General features: G+C 65.9%; 21 protein-coding genes and 1 pseudogene. 5 read left to right on the top strand and 17 right to left on the bottom strand.

Features of this window, described 5'->3' with window-relative positions:
- The 4 genes from AC2JAJ_RS19055 to AC2JAJ_RS19040 all read left to right on the top strand — a co-directional run bounded on the left by AC2JAJ_RS19055 (position 1) and on the right by AC2JAJ_RS19040 (position 4,185).
- Complete coding sequence (locus tag AC2JAJ_RS19055; RefSeq protein ID WP_486414854.1) at positions 1–1,407, top strand: NADH-quinone oxidoreductase subunit N; 1,407 nt, start codon at positions 1–3, stop codon at positions 1,405–1,407.
- 169 nt (positions 1,408–1,576) lie between these two features.
- Positions 1,577–2,917: a DUF2254 domain-containing protein gene (locus AC2JAJ_RS19050; protein WP_473697414.1), complete on the top strand. Its 1,341-nt coding sequence runs from the start codon at positions 1,577–1,579 to the stop codon at positions 2,915–2,917.
- 636 nt (positions 2,918–3,553) lie between these two features.
- Positions 3,554–3,976 carry a four-helix bundle copper-binding protein gene (locus AC2JAJ_RS19045; protein ID WP_473697413.1) on the top strand — a complete coding sequence of 141 codons (423 nt, stop codon included), beginning with the start codon at positions 3,554–3,556 and terminating at the stop codon, positions 3,974–3,976.
- On the top strand, positions 3,973–4,185 hold the full coding sequence (locus tag AC2JAJ_RS19040) for a hypothetical protein (RefSeq protein ID WP_473697412.1): 213 nt from the start codon (positions 3,973–3,975) through the stop codon (positions 4,183–4,185). The genes AC2JAJ_RS19045 and AC2JAJ_RS19040 overlap by 4 nt, the downstream gene beginning before the upstream one ends.
- Here the strand turns inward: AC2JAJ_RS19040 and AC2JAJ_RS19035 are convergent.
- The 10 genes from AC2JAJ_RS19035 to AC2JAJ_RS18990 form a co-directional block, all read right to left on the bottom strand.
- Entirely contained in the window at positions 4,160–5,566 is a 1,407-nt protein-coding gene (locus AC2JAJ_RS19035; RefSeq protein WP_473697411.1) for a phosphatase PAP2 family protein, read from the bottom strand. The genes AC2JAJ_RS19040 and AC2JAJ_RS19035 overlap by 26 nt on opposite strands.
- Positions 5,567–5,612: 46 nt before the next feature.
- Entirely contained in the window at positions 5,613–6,074 is a 462-nt protein-coding gene (locus tag AC2JAJ_RS19030) for a MarR family transcriptional regulator (protein ID WP_486414855.1), read from the bottom strand.
- 113 nt (positions 6,075–6,187) lie between these two features.
- The gene (locus AC2JAJ_RS19025; protein WP_486414856.1) at positions 6,188–7,993 is read right to left on the bottom strand and encodes a glycoside hydrolase family 15 protein; all 1,806 of its coding nucleotides are present in this window, start codon (positions 7,991–7,993) and stop codon (positions 6,188–6,190) included.
- A gap of 63 nt (positions 7,994–8,056) precedes the next feature.
- Complete coding sequence (locus AC2JAJ_RS19020; protein ID WP_473697408.1) at positions 8,057–8,812, bottom strand: ZIP family metal transporter; 756 nt, start codon at positions 8,810–8,812, stop codon at positions 8,057–8,059.
- Entirely contained in the window at positions 8,812–9,435 is a 624-nt protein-coding gene (locus AC2JAJ_RS19015; protein ID WP_501053263.1) for a hypothetical protein, read from the bottom strand. Before AC2JAJ_RS19015 ends, AC2JAJ_RS19020 begins: the two co-directional genes overlap by 1 nt.
- Positions 9,436–9,470: 35 nt before the next feature.
- The gene (locus AC2JAJ_RS19010) at positions 9,471–10,577 is read right to left on the bottom strand and encodes an enolase C-terminal domain-like protein (RefSeq protein WP_486414858.1); all 1,107 of its coding nucleotides are present in this window, start codon (positions 10,575–10,577) and stop codon (positions 9,471–9,473) included.
- Between the two features lie 3 nt (positions 10,578–10,580).
- Positions 10,581–12,371 carry a thiamine pyrophosphate-requiring protein gene (locus tag AC2JAJ_RS19005; protein ID WP_473697405.1) on the bottom strand — a complete coding sequence of 597 codons (1,791 nt, stop codon included), beginning with the start codon at positions 12,369–12,371 and terminating at the stop codon, positions 10,581–10,583.
- A gap of 2 nt (positions 12,372–12,373) precedes the next feature.
- A complete protein-coding gene (locus AC2JAJ_RS19000) occupies positions 12,374–14,029 on the bottom strand; it encodes a GMC family oxidoreductase (RefSeq protein ID WP_486414859.1) in 1,656 nt (551 codons plus the stop codon).
- Between the two features lie 13 nt (positions 14,030–14,042).
- Positions 14,043–14,684, bottom strand: a complete 642-nt coding sequence (locus AC2JAJ_RS18995; protein ID WP_486414860.1) for a gluconate 2-dehydrogenase subunit 3 family protein — start codon at positions 14,682–14,684, stop codon at positions 14,043–14,045.
- Entirely contained in the window at positions 14,681–15,145 is a 465-nt protein-coding gene (locus AC2JAJ_RS18990) for a hypothetical protein (RefSeq protein ID WP_473697402.1), read from the bottom strand. Before AC2JAJ_RS18990 ends, AC2JAJ_RS18995 begins: the two co-directional genes overlap by 4 nt.
- 66 nt (positions 15,146–15,211) lie before the next feature.
- Here AC2JAJ_RS18990 and AC2JAJ_RS18985 point away from each other — a divergent pair, with 66 nt between their 5' ends.
- Positions 15,212–15,712 carry a MarR family transcriptional regulator gene (locus AC2JAJ_RS18985; RefSeq protein ID WP_486414861.1) on the top strand — a complete coding sequence of 167 codons (501 nt, stop codon included), beginning with the start codon at positions 15,212–15,214 and terminating at the stop codon, positions 15,710–15,712.
- 286 nt (positions 15,713–15,998) lie between these two features.
- Here the strand turns inward: AC2JAJ_RS18985 and AC2JAJ_RS18980 are convergent.
- The 7 genes and pseudogenes from AC2JAJ_RS18980 to AC2JAJ_RS18950 all read right to left on the bottom strand — a co-directional run bounded on the left by AC2JAJ_RS18980 (position 15,999) and on the right by AC2JAJ_RS18950 (position 21,605).
- Positions 15,999–16,489: pseudogene (locus tag AC2JAJ_RS18980) on the bottom strand (aldose epimerase family protein).
- Between the two features lie 171 nt (positions 16,490–16,660).
- The gene (locus AC2JAJ_RS18975; protein WP_501053261.1) at positions 16,661–17,026 is read right to left on the bottom strand and encodes an MDR/zinc-dependent alcohol dehydrogenase-like family protein; all 366 of its coding nucleotides are present in this window, start codon (positions 17,024–17,026) and stop codon (positions 16,661–16,663) included.
- Positions 17,002–17,406 carry an alcohol dehydrogenase catalytic domain-containing protein gene (locus AC2JAJ_RS18970; protein WP_501053483.1) on the bottom strand — a complete coding sequence of 135 codons (405 nt, stop codon included), beginning with the start codon at positions 17,404–17,406 and terminating at the stop codon, positions 17,002–17,004. Before AC2JAJ_RS18970 ends, AC2JAJ_RS18975 begins: the two co-directional genes overlap by 25 nt.
- A 509-nt stretch (positions 17,407–17,915) precedes the next feature.
- Complete coding sequence (locus tag AC2JAJ_RS18965) at positions 17,916–18,359, bottom strand: universal stress protein (protein ID WP_473697399.1); 444 nt, start codon at positions 18,357–18,359, stop codon at positions 17,916–17,918.
- A 448-nt stretch (positions 18,360–18,807) separates the two neighbouring features.
- On the bottom strand, positions 18,808–18,930 hold the full coding sequence (locus tag AC2JAJ_RS18960; protein ID WP_473697398.1) for a hypothetical protein: 123 nt from the start codon (positions 18,928–18,930) through the stop codon (positions 18,808–18,810).
- Between the two features lie 439 nt (positions 18,931–19,369).
- Complete coding sequence (locus tag AC2JAJ_RS18955) at positions 19,370–20,173, bottom strand: MoaF C-terminal domain-containing protein (RefSeq protein WP_473697397.1); 804 nt, start codon at positions 20,171–20,173, stop codon at positions 19,370–19,372.
- A gap of 52 nt (positions 20,174–20,225) precedes the next feature.
- The gene (locus AC2JAJ_RS18950) at positions 20,226–21,605 is read right to left on the bottom strand and encodes an APC family permease (RefSeq protein WP_473697396.1); all 1,380 of its coding nucleotides are present in this window, start codon (positions 21,603–21,605) and stop codon (positions 20,226–20,228) included.
- Positions 21,606–21,847: the final 242 nt, after the last annotated feature.

Raw genomic sequence — 21,847 nt, 5'->3', positions numbered from 1 at the left:
ATGAATCCGGGGACCGACGCTCTGGTGCTGCTGCCGGAAATCCTGATGCTGGCGGGGGCCATTGCGGCTTTGCTGGCCGGTTCCTTCCTGCCGAGGGAACGGCAATGGGTCAGCCGGGCGCTCGGAGTGGCGGCCCTGGCGGGCACCGTTGCCGCATCGGCCGCCGCCCTCGCCGGCCCCGAAACCTCCGCCTATTCGGGCAGCTACGCCGTTGATGCCATCAGCGGCGGCGGACGGTTGGTGGTTGCAGTCTCCGCGCTGCTGGTGTTCACCTTGGGCACGGACGAACTCCGCGGCAGCGAACGCGAAAGCGAAACCTACAGCCTGATCCTGCTGGCCTCCCTTGGCGCCATGGTGTTGGCGGGCGCGGCGGACCTCCTGGTGCTCATCGCCGGGTTCCTCCTGGCCAGTATCCCGCTTTACGCCCTGATCGGCCTGGGCCGGACCGTCCCCGGGGCCGAAGCCGCGCTTAAGACCTACCTGCAGGGCGCGTTCTTCGGCATCCTGCTGATGCTGGGCGCTACGGTGCTCTACGCCGCGGCGGGGACCACCGCTTACGGAAGCCTCCGGGCCGGACTCGAAACGGCGTCCGGTGCCGTTGCCGGCGTGGGGCTGGTGGGCGTCCTTGCCGGCCTGATGTTCAAGGCAGGAGCCGTGCCCGGTCACTTCTGGGTTCCGGATGCCGCCGAGGGGGCCGGGACCGCGGCCGCCGCGGTCGCCACTACCGTTCCCAAAATCGGCGGCATCCTTGCTGCCTACCGCCTGCTGGAACACATGCCGCCGACGGTGGCTTGGCCGCTCTTGGTCGCCTTGTTGTCCGCGCTCACCATGACCCTGGGCAACCTGGCTGCGTTCGCACAGCAGAATCCCCGGCGCCTGCTGGGGTGGTCCACCGTCAGCCAGGCAGGCTACCTGCTGATGCCGCTCGCCGTGGCCGGGGCCGTGCCGCTGGCGCTCCCGGCCGTCCTCGTCTACCTGGCCGGTTACGCGGCCAGCAACCTGGCAGCCTTCGCAGTTATCGGTGCCTACCCCCGCCGGAACGTCCTCACCGCCTACGAAGGCTTCGCCGCCGCCCAGCCGTGGCAGGCGGTTGCGCTGGTGGTGGCGCTGCTGAGCCTCGTGGGGACGCCACCCACCGCAGTCTTCCTGGGAAAACTCACCGTCTTCACTGCCGCGTGGGACGGCGGCTTTTGGTGGCTGGCGGTGATCGCCGCCGTCAACACGGTGGCAAGCCTTTTCTACTACCTCCGCTGGCTTGCCCCGGCCTTCCGTGCGGCGTCACCGGATTCCCCGGGCGCGGGTGACTTCAGCCCGCAGCCGTGGGCAGCCGGTGCTGCGCTGGCGGGAGCGGTCCTGATCCTGGCCGTAGGCATCGGCGGGGGCCTGGTGTGGGCGGGCCTGCTGTGACCCGGGGCGGGCGCCGGCCCCAGCGACGGGACGCAAGGTGCTGCAGACAGTACGCTGGGTACTTCTGGTCCGGCCGGTGGCAGCTGAACAGGGGTGGCCACCCGTCCGAAACCACCGGGATAGGGGAGGAGAGGTCAATGAGCGAGGCATTCCCAGGCGAGGCCGAGCGTTGCTGAGCGGACGCGCCGCCCATTGGCTGGACACGCTGCGGACACAGCTGTGGCCGTTGCCGGCGTTGGCGGTGGCAGTAGCCGTGGTGCTTGGAGTCGCACTGCCGGCGCTCGACTCGACCGTGGACGGGCAATTGCCGGACAGCGTCAGCGTCCTGCTCTTCAGCGGCGGCCCGGACGCGGCCAGGGCGGTCCTGCAGGCAATTGCGGGATCCCTGATCACGGTGACGTCCCTGACGTTCTCCCTGACGGTGGTCACGCTGCAGTTGGCCAGCAGCCAGTTTTCGCCCCGCCTGTTGCGCACTTTTACCGCCGACCGGTTTGTCCACGGGACGCTGGCGCTGTTCCTGGCAGCATTCGCGTTTGCCCTGACCGTCCTCCGCAGCGTCCGGGACGAGTCCGCTGGAAACACTCTCTTTGTCCCCGAAATATCCGTAACCGTTGCCTTCGCCCTTGCCATTGCCAGCGTGGTGGGCCTGGTGCTGTTCCTCGCCCACCTCACCCGGGAGATCAGGGTGGAAACGATGATGCGCCGGGTGGACGGAGAAACCCGGGACGCCATTGACAGGGTGTTCCCGAAGGACCGGCCCGTTGTGGGCGCCCTGCCCGTGCCGAAGCCCGGCAGTTTTCCCATCACGGCAGCGTCCTCCGGGTTCCTCACCTCCCTGGACAAGGACGCACTCCTGGCGGCTGCGGTGGACTCCAGCTCCGTGATCCGGATTGACAGGGAACCAGGGAGTTCCCTGGTGGAGGGCGTTCCGTTCGCCACCGCCTGGCCGCTGGACGCGGGAGCCGCTCTTGGACCGGATGCCCGGGAAGCGCTCTGCCGGGACGTCAACCATGCGGTGTCCACCGGGTTCGAACGCACCAGCGTCCAGGATGTCGGCTTCGGGTTCCGGCAGCTGGTGGACGTGGCGGCCCGGGCGTTGTCACCCGGCATCAACGACCCCACCACGGCAGTGCACGTCCTCGGCCACCTCTCGGCTTTGCTGTGCATGCTGGTGGACAGGCAGCCCGGCCCCGACCACATGACCGACGACGACGGGCGCGTGCGGGTTGTGCTTTCACTGCCGGGGCTGCGTGGGCTGATGGACCTGGCGGTGAACCAGACCAGGACTTACGGCGCCGCGGACGCGGACGTGGCAGCCCGCCTGTTGGACCTCCTGCATGAAGTCGCATTCTGCGACCGGAAGGGACTGTACCGGGACGTGGTCCTGGACCATCTGGACCGGCTGCGCAGCGCGGTAGCCGCGGCGGACTACTCAGCTCCGGAACGGCGGCGCCTGCTCGACCGGGCAGAGGCGGTTGCCCGTGACGTCCAACCCGGGGCCGAAACGTAATGCAGGTGTGACCTGCCCCACCTCCTGTGAAGCTAGGCTGTTAAGGATGTTCAACGGGAAGCGGCTGTGGGCCACGCTGCACAGTGCGCCGCCAGGGAAGCGCCGCTGCAGGCCCTCCGCGCTGCCCACCGCCCTGGTGTGGATCCTCCTGGCGTTTCTCATCGCCGGTGCGGCCTCCTACATGCAGGGCAGCCGATACACCCTTGCGGGCCACATGCCTGCAGTCTCCGGACCTCCTGATACCGCAGGGTCTCTTGCTGCAGCGCCGCCGTGGTCCCAGGTGGTGCCTTCGGTCCCAGCTGAACGTGCCCAGGCCAGCACACCGCCGTCGTCCTCCCGCCAGCTTCCTGCGTTCACTCCGGGTGCGGCGCTCCAGGACAGGCCACCGCTGAGGGGGGACCGATCTGAACGCCGGCAGGCCCCCCGCGCTGAACCGGCTCCACTCAGGACAGCGCTGACACACCCTTCGGGGCAGTTGGACCACCGCACCGGCGAATGCCCCCTTTTCTTCCCGCACATACCGCCTGAGCCGGAGCTTTCCACGCCCACGGTGGCACAGCTTGGCGTCAGCCGGACGTAAAAAGCAGCGCTGTTTTACGCAAATACCACTGCTGGCGAAACCGGAAAGACAAGCCAATGACAACCAACGTTCAATCGATGATCGACGCCCGCGCGCAGGGCGCGCCAGAGCTGGACAAGGCCACGCTGGCCGAGTGCATCCAGGCGTGCTTTGAATGTGCCCAAACCTGCACCGCGTGCGCGGACGCCTGCCTCAGTGAGGACACGGCGGCGCAGCTTGCTGCCTGCATCCGCACCAGCCTCGACTGCGTGGACGCCTGCGTAGCCACCGGCAAAATCCTCTCGCGCCACCAGGGGCGCGATGGGCAGGTGACACGTGCGGTGGTGGAAGCCTGCCGGGCAGCCTGCATGGCCTGTGCCGACGAGTGCGCCGGACGTGCCTCCATGCATCAACACTGCGAAGCCTGCGCCGGTGCCTGCCGCCGTTCCGAACAGGCCTGCAACAAGCTCCTGGCCGCGCTGGCCCGGGTGACGGCATGACCCGGTACAAGGAAACCGTGTGGACGGCTTCGGACGACCCCCAGTTGCAGCGCATGCTGGCCACGCACATCCATTGCGGGGAGGCTATGCAGCCCATGCCCCCGGCGGAGGCGGCAGCGGCCGGCCCGGAGGAAAACAAAGAGAGCGCCGCCGGCACGCTTACCTACCGTTGCGCCTGCGGGTTCAGCTTCGATGAAAAAGCCGAATAGGCTCGTGCCTTACCTGGTCAGGGGAAGCCTCCGGTTCCGGCCGGTCCGCGGACGCGGGGGATGAACCTGCCTCCCCGGCAACAACCCTGGCCGTGCGCCACGTGTCCAGTGCGATGACTGCGCCCACGATTGCCAGGGCCAGGAACATGGAGGCCAGCGCATCGGTCAGCCAGTGATACCCCAGGTACAGCCGGCTCAAGGTCACCAGCCCGATGCCGAGCACAGCGGCTACGGACCACAGGGCCCGCGCAAGCCGCTTGTCCTGGCGCCGTGATGTGATGAGGTATGCCAGGACCAGCAGAAAATCGCAGGCACCCAATACATGGCCCGACGGAAACGAAAAGCTGGGATCGGGTGCGAGGAGCATGTCATCCATCGGCGGCCGGGATCGGTGGACGATCGGCAGGATGATCTGCGAAATGACGACGCCGGCCACCATGGCCCCGGCGAAAAGCAGGGGCCGCCAGGCATGCCTTTCCACCACAGCCCAGGCGACCATGACGACCAGGACAATAATGGGCATCGCCACCGGCCCGAACACCAGCGCCACCGGCGTCATGGCGGCGGTCAGCACAGCGGAGCGCTGCAACAGCAGCCATTGCCGGGCGGTAAGGTCAAGCTCACTGAGCCCATCGTTGTGGAGGACACCCCACAGGGTGAGGGCGAAGAGCGCCGCGCCGGCCACAACCAGCGCCCCGGCTGCGATGAAGTAGCCGCGCCGCGCACGGGCGGATACGTGCCGCTGTTGAACCGTGAACAAGTGGTGGAGGCCCACGCGTCCGGCCCTGGCCACCAGGGACGCCGACGGTCTTGGCTGCTCCGGCACGTGGGAGTTTCTCCGCGGCCCTTCCGAAATTGATTGGCTGTCTATCCCGGGCACGTCCGCCAGGATCCGCGGGTCCAGGTCCGCGCCCCGCCTGAGGACACTGATTTCCCCGGTGGTTTCGAGGACGACGCAGGCCACCTCGTCCAGGTTCCTTACTCCCGCCAGGCGGAGGGTGGGCCAGAGGTCCGCTTCGGTCAGGTGCACCTTGTGGAGGTTGTCGCGGATGACGGTGCCGCCCGACATGAGCAGCACCGGACGGTTTTGCAGAAAGCGCTCAGCTACGCGCCATCGTTTCAGCTGTCCCGCGACGGCCTGCATCCCGAAGAGGCTCACCAGCGCCAGGAGACCGGCCCCAAGCGTAGGCGTGTAGCCCAGCGCAGCGCGGCCAATAACAGCGCCCAGGGCCACGATGGTGGCGAGGTCCGAACTTGCCACGCGTGCCAGGACCCGCTGCCCCAGCATACGGACCAGGACCAGCAGCGCAATGTACATGCCCGCCGTCGACAGCACCACTTCGAGGGCCTGCTGCGGCGTGAGTGTCAATTCCTCCCACATGGCTTCATCCCTTCGTCTGCAGGCCGGGGCCGGAAACTTCGGCGAACTAGATTCCCAGCAGCAGGCTTTCTGCTGCCGACGGCTCTCCCGCCGCTAGGGCAAACAGTTCAAAGCCGGCCGCAACCTTGTCCTGTTCTTCCGGCGACAGGCCAGCCAGGACCTGGGCGATCTCCCGGCGGCGGGCCTGCGTCACGTCCTCCACGATCCTTAGTCCATTTGCTGTCGCCGAGACCACGACTTCACGCCGGCTGCCCGGGCTCTGTTCCCGCACCAGCAGCCCCGCCGCCTCCAGCCTGTCCGCCGTCCTGCTGAAGCTTGACTGGTGGACGCCGAGGAGTTGTGCGAGGTCGCCCATCCTGGCCGGACCGCGGGAGGCCAGCAGCACCAGGACGCGGAACTGTGGAAGAGTAACGGCGTCCGATACACCTGACAGGGAGCGGGCTACCAATCCGAGCAAGGCCCGCGATGCGGTGAGGGTCCGTTCCAATGCTTCACTGTGTCCAGCCATGCCTTGCGTACCCATATCTGTGCCTTGCTCCTCGAAGATGGCCGATTCCCCCCCGTTTGTTCCATGCCCTATTACATAGGTTAACCCCTGGCATATGTCATTTCGGTGCCCTCTCAGCCTGTTATGGTGTGCTGGCCACCGACGGGAGTGTTGCTGTGGTGGGGGCCGTGCTGCAGTTGGAGGGCGCAGTGGACGAGCGGGAAGTGGCTGAATGCCTGGGGTGTGTTGCCGAGCTGGCGGTTGTTGCGGGGGTCCCATTCCTCGCTGAGCAAGCCCACGTCGTTGCGCAGTGAGAGCAGGCGTTCGAACAAGTTAACGGCTTCGTCCCGCCGGCCGATGCCCAGCAGCGCGTCCGCCAGCCAGAAGGAGCAGGCAAGGAAGACGCCTTCCGTGCCGGGGAGCCCGTCGTTGCTCGCGTCCGGGCGGTACCTCAGGACGAACCCGTCCTCGGTCAGGTCTTTCTGGATTGCATCCACGGTGCCGATGACCCGGGGGTGGTCGTGGGGGAGGAACCCGACGCGGGGGATCAGTAGCAGGCTCGCATCGAGCTCCGGATTGCCGTAGGACTGGACGAAGGTATTGCGCTTTTCGTCGAAGCCACGGGTCATGACGTCGTCATGGATCTGCTTCCGAAGCGCGGTCCAGCGGCCGCCGGGCCCCGGAAGGCCTGACTCCTCGACGGCTTTGACCATCCGGTCTGCTGCTACCCAAGCCATGACCCGGGAGTGCGTGAAATGCCGGCGGGGGCCGCGCATTTCCCAAAGCCCATTGTCAGGCTGGTCCCACGCGCCTTCCAGGAACTCCATCAGGGCCACTTGGATATCCCACGAATCGTCCTTGCTGCCCGGAGCCGCTGCCCGGGTGAGGGCCAGGCCGTCCAGGACCTCGCCCCAAACGTCCAGCTGCAGTTGCGGAGCGGCGGCGTTACCGGTGCGGACCGGCTTGGAACCTTCGAATCCGCCCAGCCACGGGAGTTCGGCTTCGGGCAGCCTGCGGGTTCCGTCCAGGCCGTACATGATCTGCAGGTCGGCCGGGTTGCCGGCCACGGCGCGCAGCAGCCATTCCCGCCAGGCCGCGGCTTCATCCGTGTAGCCGCAGGCCAGCAGTGACTGCAGGGTCAGGGTGGAGTCCCGCAGCCAGCAGTAGCGGTAGTCCCAGTTGCGGCTGCCGCCGGGGTCTTCGGGAAGGGACGTGGTGGCGGCGGCGACGACGCCGCCGGTAGGTGCATAGGTCAGTGCCTTGAGCGTAATCAGGGACCGTTCCACGGCGTCCCGGTAGTCACCGGCCATGGTGTTGCGGCCGGACCACTGCTCCCAGAACGCCTGGGTTGAGGCCAGGGCCCGAACGGGGTCGGTGCGGTCCGGGGCCGGTTTGAAGCTGGGGGCCCAGCGCAGGACAAACGGGATCCGGTCGCCGGCCTTGACCTTGAAGTCACTGACGGTCCGCATGTCCTGGCCCTTCAGCGGGACGGGAGTGCTGAGGTAGGCGGCGTCCGGGCCGGCAATGGCGCTGATGCCGTGGTCCATGCGGCGTACCCAGGGGATGATCCTTCCGTAGTCGAAGCGCAGCCGCAGCTCGCCCTTCATGGCGACGCTGCCTTTCAGGCCCTCCACGATGCGTACCAGGTCGGCCGTGTCATCGCGTGCCGGCATGAAGTCCGTAACCCGGACGCGCCCGTCTGCAGTGTCCCATTCCGTCTCCAGGATCAGCGTGCCGGGCCGGTAGCGACGGCGGGTGCAGTTGCCCGCCCCGACCGGGGCCAGCAGCCATCGTCCCGCCTCCGGTGTGTCCAGCAGGGCCGCGAAGCAGGCCGGCGAATCGAAGCGGGGCAGGCACATCCAGTCAATGGATCCGCTGCGGCCGACCAGGGCTGCGGTGTGCAGGTCGCCGATGATTGCGTAGTCTTCGATGCTTGCCAACTGTTCCTCCGGCTTCGTGTCCTGTGCGGCCCGGGCTCTCCCCCCAATCTTTGGAGCCCGGGCCTATCCGCCTGTCTGGTCGATCGTGAAGGCAGCAAGAAATCCTGCGGCAGCGATCAGTCCCGTGAGCATGTGGTGTTCTTCAAAGGCTTCGGGAATCATGGTGTCGGCGAGCATGGCCAAGATCGCCCCGGCGGCCACGGCGGTGATGAATGCCACCGCTTCCCCGGACGCGTCCTGCAGGACCAGGAACCCGACCAGCGCGGCAAGCCCGGACAGGACGGAAATGCCGCCCCAGACACCAAACACGTAACCAGGCCTGCGGCCGGCTCTCTTCATCCCAGCGGTGCTGGACAGTCCCTCCGGAACATTGGAGATGAAGACGGCGGCCAGCATGGCAGGGCTGACGGCGCCTGCTGTGACCAGGCCGACGCCCAGGACCACCGATTCCGGGATGCCGTCCAGCAGCGCCCCGACGGCGATGGCTGTCCCGCTGCCCGGCTTGTCCTGCTCGGAGGGCTGCTTGCCGCCCGACCGCTTCCGATGCTTCGCGCCCTTTCTGGCCAGCACGGCATTGGCGGCCACGTAAACCAGGGCGCCGGTGGCGAACCCGGCAATGGTGGGCCACAGTCCGCCGCCGTTGACGGCTTCCTCCACGAGTTCGAAGGACAGTGCCGAGATCAGCACCCCGGCGCCGAAGGACATCACGGAGGACACCACCTTTGGCGGGATCCTCCATTTCCAGGCCAATGCGCATCCCACTACCAGCGCTCCGCCGGCGATGGTGCCCCACATCCATGCCTGCAGCCATGCCGGCATTACGTACCACCCGCCGTCGTGCGCTTGGAACCCGGGCGCCTGACCCTCCGGACACTGTTCACGGCCAAGGCCCGGACCGCTGCAAAGCAGACGAGTACCACCGCTGCGGCAGACAGGATCTTCCAGAGCGACGTCCTGCCCGCCGGCACGGTTCGGGAGTCCTGCCGGCCGGTTTCCGGGTCTTCGCGCGTGACGTCGTTGTCATCCAGCTCCCAAGCCGAAGCTGGAGGGAAAATTCCCGGGGGCAGTTGTTCCTCCCGCAACTCCCGGCGTGCGGCCAGCCGCTCCCGTATCTCCTGGTTGGGGGCCGGCGCGGCCGCTTCGGCAGCGAGGGCTGCAGGGAGATCGATGATGTAGGGCTCGCCGTGGAAGGCTGCCGATGCCACCGCATCGAGCCACATTGGGGTGGGCGCCTGCACGCCGCGGCGCGCGAACTCGGTTTGGAGCCTGTCTTTGATGCCGGGCAGACTGCTGCCGTCAGCCTTACGCGTCACTTCAAAAATCGCCGCCTGGAGCAGCGCTTTCTCGTCGGCCGTGGTGTCTTTGGCGCCAGGGTCCTGGCCAGTAGGGTCACGGTTTAGTGCCTGCGCAGGCGGGTTTGCGTTGCCGGGGCTGGTGCTCATGGGCTTCCTTTCGGTCGGTGGTCTGCCGCCGGTGTTCAGGCGACCCTGTAGGGGGCGGCGTCGGCGGTGCGCAGGGTTAGTCCGGTGCCCGGGCCGTCTCCTGGTTGCAGGGATCCGCCGTCGGGGTTGAGTGTTCCTTCAAAGAAGAGGTTTTCGATCCGGACGTGGTCGTGGAACCATTCGAGGTGGCGGAAGTTGGGGGTTGCAGCGGCGACGGCGGTGCTCAGGTGGGGCGCGCAGTGGCCGGACACCTCCAGGCCGTGGGCCGCGGCGACGGCGGCGATCCGCAGCCATTCGGTGATCCCGCCGCACCTGCTGACGTCCGCCTGCAGGCAGTCGATGGCGTCTGCCGAGCACATGCGCTGGAAGTAGGGGAGCCCGGTGCCGTATTCGCCTGCCGCCACGTCCGCGTCCACCGCGTCCCGGACCACCCGCAGTCCAGCCAGATGGTCGCTGGAGACGGGTTCCTCGAACCAAGTCACGTTCTCGGCGGCGGCCGCACGCAGCACGCGGACCGCCTGTTTGGCGGTATAGGCACCGTTGGCGTCCACGAACAGTTCCACGTCCGGGCCGACGGCGGTGCGCGCCTGACGGATGCGTTCCAGGTCCCTCGGCAGGTTGGTTCCGTTGTCCTGGCCGATCTTGATTTTCACGCGGGGGATGTGCTGGTCGTGGGCCCAGCCTTCCAGTTGGCTTCGGAGCTGGTCCTCGGAGTAGGTGGTGAACCCGCCGCTGCCGTAGACGGCCACCCTGTCCCTCACTGTGCCAAGGAGTTTGTGCAGCGGCAGGTCCAGGAGGCGGGCTTTGAGGTCCCAGAGGGCGCAGTCGACGGCGGAGACGGCGTAGGACGCGAGCCCGGTGCTGCCGGGGTTGCGCACTGCCCGGGCCATGGCCGCCGCAGCGGCCGGGACGTCCAGGGCGTCAAGTCCGCGGACAGCGGGGGCCAGGAGACCATTCACGAGGCCCGCGGCCGAGGCCGGCGCGTAGGTCCAGCCCATGCCCGTCTTTCCACCCGCGCTGGCCTGCACGAGCACCATGGTGGTGGAGTCCCACCTGAACGTGCCATCCGCCTCGGGGGCATCGGTAGGAACAGTATAGGCAGCCGCTTGGAGGGTGGTGACGGGAGCCGCAGCGGGTCTCACCAGTCAGCCCTCCTTGTGTGGCAGGAATTCCTGGATCTTGGTCTTGACGCCCTCCTTCACCACGCCCCAGGCGCTGTCATCGCCCTTGATCATGGCCTCGGCTGTCTTCCGTGCCTGCTCGAAGGTCGCGTGCGGCGGGATGGGCGGGATGTCGGGGTCGGTGCGGACGTCCAGGAGTGTGGGCCTGTCTGCGGCGAGGGCTTTCTCCCAGGCCGGGCCGACGTCGTCGGGATTGTCCACGTGGATGCCCTGCAGTCCCAGGCTTTCGGCGAATCCGGCGTAGTCCACGTCCGGGAGGGCCTGGGATTCGCGGAAGGCGGGCACGCCGCCCATGGCCCGCATTTCCCAGGTGACCTGGTTGAGGTCGTTGTTGTGCAGGACGGCCACCACCAGGCGGGGGTCGTCCCATTCGTGCCAGTAGTGCTTGATGGTGATCAGTTCGGCGAGCCCGTTCATTTGCATGGCACCGTCGCCGGCGAATGCGATGGCAGGGCGGCCGGGGTGGGCGAACTTGGCACCGATAGCGTAGGGAACAGCGGGGCCCATGGTGGCAAGGTTGCCGGACAGGGAGCCACGGACCTCTCCCCGGAACTTCAGTTGCCGGGCGTACCAGTTGGCTGAGGATCCGGAGTCGGCGCTGAGCATCGCATTGGCGGGAAGACGGGTGGAGAGCTCGGCGAACAACCGCATGGGGTTGACGGGGTCGGCGCTTACCATGGCTTCGTCGTGCATGGTTTCCCACCAGCGGCTGATGGATGATTCCAGGCTTTCCTGCCAGGACCGGTCCTTCTTCCGCTCCAGGTGCGGGATCAGGGCCCGTAAAGCAGTGCCCGCGTCGGCCACGATGTTGAACTCGTTCGTGTAGCGCAGCCCGATCATCTTGGGGTCCACGTCGATCTGCACGCCACGGGCCTGGCCCGGTTCGGGCAGGAACTGGGTGTACGGGAAGCTGGAACCCACCGTGAGCAAGGTGTCGCAGTCACGCATCATCTCGTAGCTCGGGCGCGTGCCCAGCAGGCCGATGGAGCCCGTGACGTAGGGCAGGTCATCAGACAGTGCGTCCTTGCCCAGCAGGGCCTTGGCTACTCCGGCCCCGAGCAGCTCCGCCACTTCCTGGACCTCGGCGGAGGCGCCGCGAGCTCCCTGCCCGATCAGGATGGCCACCTTGGAACCTTCATTCAGGAGCTGGGCGGCGCCGCGGATCGATTCGCTGTCCGGCTGGATCTCGGGCCAGCGGACCCCGACGCTGGATGGCACCATCTTGAACTCGTGGGTGGGGGCGGCGTACTCGAGTTCCTGGACGTCTGCCGGGATGATGACCGCGGTCGGGGCCCGCTGGGCCTCCGCAATCCGGATGGCCCGGTCGATGACGTTGGGCAGCTGCTGCGGAACGGTGACCATCTGTACGTACTCCGAGGCGACGTCCTTGAACAGGGTCAGCAGGTCAACCTCCTGCTGGTAGGAGCCTCCCATGGCGCTGCGGGCGGTCTGGCCCACGATGGCCACCACCGGGACGTGGTCCAGCTTTGCGTCGTACAGCCCGTTGAGCACGTGGATGGCACCGGGACCGGACGTGGCCATGCAGATGCCGGCCCGGCCACTGAACTTGGCGTAACCCACGGCCTCGAAGGCGGCCATCTCCTCGTGCCTGGCCTGGATGAATTTCGGCTCGTTGCCCGCTTTGCCGAAGCCGGCCAGGATGCCGTTGATGCCGTCTCCGGGGAAACCGAAGACCTTGTCCACACCCCACTCGCCCAGGCGGGTGAGCAGGTAGTCAGCCACTGTTGTTGCCATGATCAGTCTTCCTTCGTGCTCGTCGGGACGCCACTGCGGGCGCCTTGGACCAGGACGCGGGCAGCACGCGCCGCCAGCGCCATGATGGTCAGCGCAGGATTCGCGCTGCCCTGGGTGGGCAGGACGCTGCCGTCGGTGACCAGCAAATTCGGTATGGCAAAACTACGCAGGTTCCGGTCAACCACCCCTTCCCGCTCCCCGGCGGCCATCCGGGCACCGCCCACCAAGTGCGCGTAGCGGTTGATGGTGATCACTTCCTCCGCTCCCGCTGCGGTGAGGATCCGCTCCATGACCTCCTGCGCTGCGGACATCAGTTGCCGGTCGTTGTCGCACTGGCTGTAGCTGAAGGAGGCCACGGGGATGCCGTTGCGGTCGGTTTCGTCCGCGAGCGTGACCCTGTTTCCCTCGAGGGGGAGAAATTCACAGAGCGCACCGAGGCAGGCCCAATGAGGGTAGTCGCTCATGTAGCGGCGGAGCGCCGCCCCCCAGTGTCCCTGGGCAGCAACGTGCTCTGCCCACGTAATGGGAAGCGGCGAGACGCACTGGATGGAAAAGCCGCGCTTGTAGGGCTTGGCCGGGTCCGTCTCATAGAAGTCCTCGGTGCTGACTTCCGGGGGCGGGCCCTTCCACATCCGTACCTCGGCCTGGAACCGTCCCGCTGTCTGGGGCGCGCCCTGCACCATGAGGTACCGGCCCACCTGATCGAAGTCGTTGCACATCCCGTCCGGGAAGCGCGGCGTGGCGGAGTTCAGCAGCAGCCGCGGGGTTTCTATCGAGTAGCCGGCCACGGCCACCAGGCGCGCCCGCTGGAACTGGATGACGCCGCCCTGGACATATTCGACGCCGGTTGCCAGCCCGCTGCGCTCGTCAAAGCCGATCCGGGTTGCCATCGAGTCGGGGCGGATTTCGGCGCCGTGGGCCAGGGCGTCCGGGACGTGCGTGATCAGCGGGGATGCCTTGGCGTTGACTTTGCAGCCCTGGAGGCAGAATCCGCGGTAGATGCAGTGCGGCCGGTTGCCGAACCTGCCGTTGGCGATGGCCACCGGACCCACCTTCGCGGTGATGCCGCAGGCGTTGGCGCCGCGCAGGAACAGCTCCCCGTTGCCGGAGACCGGGTGCGGCCGGTGAGGGTAGCTGTGGGGGTCGCCCCACGGCCAGTGTTCGCCGGAGACGGGAAGTTCCGCCTCGATGTCCTCATAGAAGGGCCGAAGTTCGCTGTAGCCCAGGGGCCAGTCGGCGCCTACTCCATCCGTGCTTAGGGTGCGGAAGTCGCTGGGATGGAAACGTGGCGTGTAGCCGGCAAAATGGACCATCGAGCCGCCCACGCCCCGGCCGGAATTATTTGAACCAAGCGGCACAGGGTCTGCTCCGCTGATCACCCGCGGTTCGGTCCAGTACAGGTGGTGCGAGCCGGCTTCATCGCTGACCCAGTCCTGCTCGGGTTCCCAGAACGGACCCGCATCCAGGCCCACAGCCTGCCAGCCTGCCCGGGCAAGGCGCTGGAGCAGCGTGGCACCGCCTGCCCCGCAGCCCACGATGACGATGTCCACCTCGTCATCGTTCCGGTACCGCCGCATGTCGGCACGCAGCCGCGGGTTGCTGCCCGGACCGGCGGGCAGCAGCCAGGCTGATTCGTTGCGTTCGCGAAGCCGGCTCACCGGTCAGCCCCGCTCACCGGTCTGCCACATGGGTCGGATCCGCTTCAGGCCGGATATCCCGCACTTCGAAGGGCTCCAGCCGGTCGACCCCCAGGTTCTTGTAGCCGCGGGGGTAGGCCGGTCCGCTAAAGCCGATCTCGTCCCAGGCCAGAGGATGGGAATAGAAGGCGGTGCAGGCGTACCGGGTCCACAGGCTCCACGCCCGGTCCGCCGGCATCCCCTGCCATAGACCCGTGTGCAGGTCGCACACGTCCTTTAGCAGCCGGGCCTGCCCGTCCCGGCTAAGCAACGCGAAAGTGCAGCCCTCACGCGACCGGGCCTCTTCGTCCAGGGCAGCGAGGGAAGCACGCCAAGCCTCCCCGTCCCTGGGCATGTTGTCGTAGCGCCAGCCGTCGGTCTCCTCCTCCGCGAGGCGGGCGTCCACCATGTTCACCACCGGCACCCGGGATTCGTCACTCATATCCAGCAACTGGTCGAAGAGGGCCCGCGCCGCCGCCTCCTCCTCCGGGGTGAAGAAGCGGATGTCCGGGGGGATGCCCATCCGGGATTGCACGACGGCGGCCGTCGCCGGGTCCCAATGCCGCGCCTGGGCGAGCGTGCTGAAGCCCGGGTAGCGTCCACCGCCGTCGTCCCTCTGCAGGGGGAGCCCGGTCACGGTTCCCTCCTCAGAACCGAGGCCAGCAGTCCCATGCCGCCCACCATTGTGACCAACAAGGGAGCGAACAACGGCGGACCCATCTCAAGGTTGTATCGCAGGTTCGACAGGCCGCCTGGCTTCTGACGGATCCCTTGCAGGTGCAGCCAGGTCCCCTGCAGACCGTTGGCGACGATGGCCGCGCTGGCCAGTGGAAGCGCCGTCTTGGCCATGCGCCGACTGAAGACTGCAGCTACCCCCGCTGCAGCCCCCACCGGACCCAGTGCAACCGGCGCCCACATCCACTTGTTCCCGAAACTGGCCTTGTCATGCTCAAGGAAGATTTCCGCCGCGGTCACCAGGGCGCCGGCCGCCGTCAGCGCGGACAGGGAACGTTCAAACCGGCCGGCTTGAACATTCCGGACGAATCGGTCGATGCCGGTGGCCGTGCTTGTGAAGGGATCTTCGTGTTGGCTCCGCATGGTTCTCCTTACCCCTGATGCTCCGCAACCTTTGCAGTTCTGTAACTAGCCGGGGAAGATGTTGATATGGACACGCCATCTGCACCCGAAGATCAGCCGAACCCTCGCAGCAAGGAAGTTGAAGTGGTGCTGGCTGCGGCAGATGTCTTGCTACGGGTTGTGGCCAGCTCCGTGGCGGAGGTGGAAGACATCGTTAACAGCCCCCAGCTGCGCGTCCTGGTTCGCATCCACAACCTCGGGCCCCAGAACCTGGGCGGGGTGGCGGCCGAACTCGGTGTCCACGCCTCCAACGCCACACGCATCAGCGATCGGCTGGTGGCGGCGGGGCTGATTGAGCGGCGGGAGGACCCGGCAGACCGTCGGTACGTCCTGCTGAAACTGACCGGAAAAGGAAGCGATCTGGTCAACACCGTACTGGAGCACCGCAGGCAGGCCATCGCCGAGGTGATTTCGCGGATGCCGCCCGGACGCCGTCCCGCCCTGGCTGCGGCCATGGAGGCCTTTGCCGCCGCCGCCGGTGGCAAAGGTACATCGGACGGCCGTTTTACTTTGGGGCCCGGAAACTGACTGGCTGTTCATGCGGCAACCCATAGTCATCATTCAACCGCAGTATTTGCGATTCAGCAATAGATAACATGTTGCATTCGAGTGGTCACTCTGGAGATCCAACTACGGGACCTCTGCCCGGCGTCGGCCTTCTTGGGGAAGGGTGTCCCCGGTGAAAATTTCCAGGTACGGATGTCCCGGCCACCCAAGGTTCCACCGAGGCGGAGCGGTCGTGGCGCACCAGCCTTGCCCGGGCCCGGCCATCCTCCCCGCGGACCAGGGCGGTGTAGGCGACATCGATGTGCCGTTAACCAAGTTGCTGGAATTCCCGCAGGTCATACTCCGTGCCGTCCACCCGCTCGTGGCCAGTGGGGATGCCGTGTTCATCCACCGGCAGGTAAGTTTGCCCCGAAACTTGGACCAGTCCTGCGTCGATGACTTGGTCTGGTAGCCCGAGGCTCAGATACGGGTGCGCCCCTGTCCCGTAGGGGTACCCTGCGGGCTGCGGTTGGTGACCGTGGTCCGCACGTCCAGCCCGTCGTCGTCGAGCCTGTAGTCCAGCTGGCAGTCAAGCACCCAGGACCACCCCTGGCAGGCAAGGGGGGCGTAGGTGAAGGAGAAGCTGTTCTCCGTGTGGTTCCCAACCTCCCAGTTCCGCCAGCGAGTCAGGCCATGAATCGCGTTGCCCCTTGTCCGGCTCGCTCGGGTCAGGCTGCAGCGCGGCGGCGTCCCCTTCGTAACTGCCACCTTTGATCCGGTTGGGCCGCGGGATGAGGGACTGTTCCCACGCCGGTGCATATCTCTTCCGGTTCGTATCCGTCCAGCAGTGGGCGCCCGTCATGCAGATAGTCCCGCAAGGCGCCGCGACTTCGGTCAGTGACAGCTTTTGCCGGCCATGCCGAATCTCGTGCTGGCGGCCGGACGGGAGCCGATCGCCGGCGTTGGCTTCCGGCCAATTCTGCCCGGAGCTCATGATTGGGGCGTTTCGGTACCGGCAGCCTGGAGGTCGAGGACAACCGTGACGTCGTGCGCGTGTTGGTCGAAGGCATCCTCGAACTTACCGAGGGGCACCCGGCGGCTGATGAGTCGGCGCAGCCAGTCCTTGTCGGCGGTGGCGAGTGCCTTAGCCCCGGCGCCGTAGTGGCGCCGGTTGGCGTTGACGCTGCCGAATACCACGCCGTTCATGAGCACTTCCTCGCGGTTGAGCGCCCCCACGTCCACAATAGATTGCTTGCCGGTGCCAGAGACGCCGGTGAGGCAGGTGATGGCGTCCTGGGCTCGGCAGCGGAGCGCTTCCATTATCACGGACGTTACCCCGGTGCACTCGACCAGCACGTCCGGCTTGAGTCCGGAATCCGGGAGGGACTCGCGGTGGTATGTGGCGCCCACAGCAGGGCGCCGACGTCCTCCAGTCCCGGGTCCAGCTTCACCATCGCCTCCGGGTCCGCGCGCCATTTCTCCCGCGCAAACCCGTCCAGGCCTTTGATGCCGTGCTCGGTGTACTTGCCGTTCAGGCACATGTACCATTCCTCGGCGGCGCAGGCCCTGCAAGGTTCGGGGTCGGGCCTGCGGACAATGCCCACCACCAAGTCACCTTCCACTAATCCGGAGCCCTCGGGAGCCTCCCGAACCCGGCCGAGGTTTTCATGGCCCAAGACCAGGTAGTCCTGGCCCCGGGGGAGCCTCGCCGTACTCCGCCGCAATGATTTCGGCATCGGTGCCGCACAGGCCAACTGCCAGTCCCTCAACCAGCACCGGCCCTTGGCTGGCAGGAGGTTCAGGGATGCCGCGGAGGCTAAGTGAGTCGTTCTTCCCCGGAGTAACTGGCCAATGCTTGCATTGCCTCTCCTCAGGCCCAAGGATATCGGAACCAGTTTTAATCAGTAGTTGCGAATACGCAACCAAAGCTTGTGGCCGAACGCGCGATAGACACGGTCCACCGCTCGCCCAGAAACCTCGTGCCGTCTGTGATGGACTGCGGGACGGCGGACCCTTCCGAACGAGGGGCCGAGGCGTCACTGATACTGGTCGCTCTGGGGGATCCCCCAGGCGATGCAACGCCCGGCAGAGGAAGCCACCTCCTGAAGGTCCTGGAGTTGCCGGGTATCGCCGTGACGGTAGTACCGCTGCCGGGGCGTAGTAATGGATGTATCAAGGCGCTCCGCGAACAGGTCTGACGAGCACGTGGGGGAGACGGGACCTGGATGGCGCCGCCCCCTTCCAACTACTCTGCCGCGGTGTCCTTGGCACCAGCTCGAAAGATCAGAACCGGGCAAGGTGCATGATGGGCCACCTGCGAGGAGACCGACCCGAGCAGGAGCTCTGCTAAACCCCCGTGGCCGCGGGATCCAACAACCAGCAAGTCCGCGTCTTCTGCTGCGTCCAGTAGTGCCCTTGCCGGCAGGTCGTGGACAAGTACCGCTGAAATCTCAGCACCGTGGCTGTCTACGGCCTCCAGCGCTTCAGACTGCATGCGCTGGGAATAGTGAAAAGTATCGTTTGGTCCAGTGTCTTCAACGCTGGAGGGGATAGGCGGATAGTGCCAGGCCGTGACCACTCTGACCGCCCCCTGCCTCAGCCGGGCTTCCTCAACTGCCCATTTCAGGGCACCGCGAGACAGTTCAGAACCATCGAGGCCGACTATGATGAGAAATGAATTGGCGCCCATTCTTGCCCTCACATCCCGCCCGGTTATCACCAACTTGCGCAGTGTCAGTCTGTGGCGGGCAAGGTGGCAGGTCAAGGGCCAGGCGCCCCTTGCGTATGGGCTCCGAACAGCATGGACAAGTTGAGGATGCAGAGCCACAGGAACATGACGATCACGCTACCGACCCCGCCGTATACGTTCTGTTGAGTTTCCGAAGTTCCCTGCATAGCAGCCAAAGCCCAAACAATCAGGCATGAAGACTATCGGAGCGATAAAGGGGTCAGTAGTAATCCAGCGAAACCTAGGCTGGCGGACCCCGGAGGTGGTCTAGTTGAGAATGGCGATGACCCCGATCACCAGCGAGAGGACCATTCCCCATTTTGCGACCTCAGACGGTTAGCGCACTGCGTGAACTGGCCGCCACGGGTCCTCCTTCTGCGGTGCCGGGCTCCCGCCGTTGAATTACCGGTCAGCCGTTGATGAGCTGGGGGACGCCGAGGTGTTTGAGGTCTTCGATAGCGAACACCCCCGTAGCCGGATTGTCCGCCGCCCGCGGGATGCGGGGGTCGACGGCGCCGTGCGTGATTCCCATACCGTTCCGGGCTGGATGCGGGTTGCGGCCTACCGAGCCGAAGCCAAGTAAGGGACCAAACGGCGGCACCGAGGCCGACCTCGAGACCGCTGCTTTTCCACTGCTTCACCGATGGTGCTGTAGGCGGATGATGGGCAGGAGGGTCCGAACTGTTCTTTGGCGACGAGGGGGTATGCCGCAGTCTATGGTGGCCACGCGGGTCGAGGGACTCGTAGGTCTCCATAGCGTGGCCTTCTCCGGCAGCAGAGGCCCTGTGGTCGTTGTCCGTTTGGTTATGGGTTCGTCGGAGAAGTCCTGTGAGGGCTGCGCTAAAAGGGAGATATCGCCGAAGTACGCAGTCAGCATCACAACTGCTCCCGTCGACGCATGGTCCAGGTTGGGAAGCCGTTCGCACCGCTGATGAGAGGATGTCCGGTGCAGGACCGGACATCCTCTGGGCCTAATGCTTGTTGGTGTCCTGGGGGTACTCGGTGGTGTTCAGCACGCTGAGCCGGGAATCGAAGGGCAGGATGACCGGTTCGTTGGCGGGGTCGTCCCAGCCGAACATCCGTCCGATGGAGCGCTGTTCCCGCAGGTCCACGAGCAGAACGGCTTCAACGCACATGACCTTTTCGGTCCAGAAGAAGATGAAGAGGTCCTCTGCTACTTCCCAGGTCATGCACCGATCGGTGTCCGCCAGCCCTGCCTCGCCGCCGCGGACGCAGTTCCAGGTGAAGGTGCCTGGGTTCAGGTAGATGTGTTCGTAGGACTCGACGTCGCTGTAACGGTAGAAGATCCGTTTTCCAACCAGGCCGGATGAGCGTTCGTGCCGGGCCGCCGAGCCGTTGCTATTGGTCTGGCTGAAGCCGGTAGTGCTGCGGGTCCTGTCGCCCACGAGGACGAAGCGTGATACGCCGGAAGTCACCGCGCCGGTGTTCCGGTCCCAGATAATGGTGACGTTATCTGCTGTGAGCCCTTCGCCGCGGACGAAGTCGATGATGAAGATCCCGGGGCGGGCTTCGATGGCTTTGTAGCCTGCTGTTCCGCTGGTCTTCTCGTTGCCGCGCTGAGAGGTCCAGATGATGGAGGATTCCGTGTCGAAGACGTACTCCTCGGTTGCTCCGTCCTCGCCCGGGATGCTAACGGCCGCTCCGGTGAGGGCGGGGGAGGCGGGCAGTGTTTGATCGCCGAAGCCTTCGAGCATGGCGGAAACCGGCGGCCACTCCTCTTCGGGAATGTAGTCCTGGATGTCCGTTGAAGTCATGGTGTGTTCCTTTGTTCTTTTCATTGTGTGGGGACAGGTGGGTGCGGCTGGGTCAGCCGATGACCGCGGCGAAGTTGATCGAGGGCTTTTGCGCTCCCCGGGCAATTCCGGCCACGAAGAAGAGGGGGATGCCGAGGAGGAGCCAGCGTGCAACGCCGCCGGCGCCGCCGAGCAGGGCGTCGTAGTTATCCAGCGTCAGGTATCCGATGACGATGAATGCGAGGAATGACAGGGACGGTGCGATGACGGTGACCCAGAGGTTGTCCAGCATGCCGTTCCTGGCGAAGAAGACCACGATGGCGGCTGAGGTCACCAGCAGGATGGTGATGAAGCCGGCCGTTCCCAGGGCAACGAACCAGGAGAACACGGTGGTGATGGGGTCGGCACCTGCGAGCAGGAAGATGCTGATGACCGCGAGGACGACGATTCCGTTGATGAACCCAGCCACGTGCGGGGCCCCGGTCTTGGAGACGGCGGAAAGCTTCGTGGGCAGGGCGCCGGCGCGGCCGAGGGAGAACAGGTAGCGGGAGAACATGTTGGACAGGCCCAGCAGCATGGCCAGGAAGCTGGTGACCACGAGGATCTGCATGGTCATGCTCAGCCAGTAGCCGGCGCTGGTTTGGGCCAGGTCGAAGATCATGCCGGCAGGGTTTCCGGTGGCCACCGTTTGGATGTTGTCGATGCCGATGGCACCGCTGATGGCCCATGTGGAAATGGTGTAGAAGATTCCTACGAAGGCGATGACGAAGTAGGCGGCGCGGGGGATGGTGCGGCGGGGTTCTTTGGCTTCTTCGGCGAAGACTACGGTGGCTTCAAAGCTGGTGAAGCAGGCGAACGCGAAGAGCAGGGAGATTCCCAGACCGGGTCCAAAGACATTGGCACCGCTAAAGCCCTCGAATGTGAAGATGCCGATGCCCTTTTGGGCGATGAGGGAGACCACCAGCGCGGCTACCGCGAAGGCTTCGCCGACAATGAGAACTCCCAGCACTTTGAGGCTGGCGTCGACTCCGCGCATGGTCAGCCCGGTCACGAGGGCGAGCAGCACGGCGATCCAGAGGTAGACCGGGATGCTGAGCCAGGTGATTCCTTCAACCAGGAGTTGGGCGAATACCCCGAACTGTGACCAGAGCCCGATTTGGAGGCTGAGGTAGGTCAGGATGGCGATCCCCGCGCCGCCGGTGGCCCATTTCATTCCCAGGCCTTTGGCCATATAGGCGACAAAGCCGCCTGCGTTGGTGATGTGCTGGCTCATCCGAAGATAACCGACGGAAAAGAGAGCTACAAGGAGCGCGGCAATCACGTAGATGACAGGTGTTCCGGCGCCGGTGGCCGAGAACAGTACGGGGCTGGCACCTACTACCGCCGCCATGGGGGCGGCCGCGGCAATAGCGAAAAAGGCTATGGCCAGGACGCCGAGTTTATTGGGCCTCAAGCCCGCAGGGTTTGGAGAGTGCCCGTGCTCTTCCGCCCCAATGCTCGTCGGCAATGCGACTGATTCTTGATTCATGCGATGGCTCTTTTCGGGATGCAGGGCGTGAAGCCGATGCGAAAAAGGTGCCCCAATTTCCGTGCGGCAGTGCGCGGAAGGTGCAGGGGAGAAGCTGATTGCAGTCGAGTACACGTAGGGTGACCGCGGCCACAGAAAGAACTCTACAAGTGTTTAGTTCCGAGTGT

This window comes from Arthrobacter sp. MOO21, from assembly GCF_057369995.2.
This window is presented reverse-complemented; position numbering and strand designations above follow the sequence as displayed.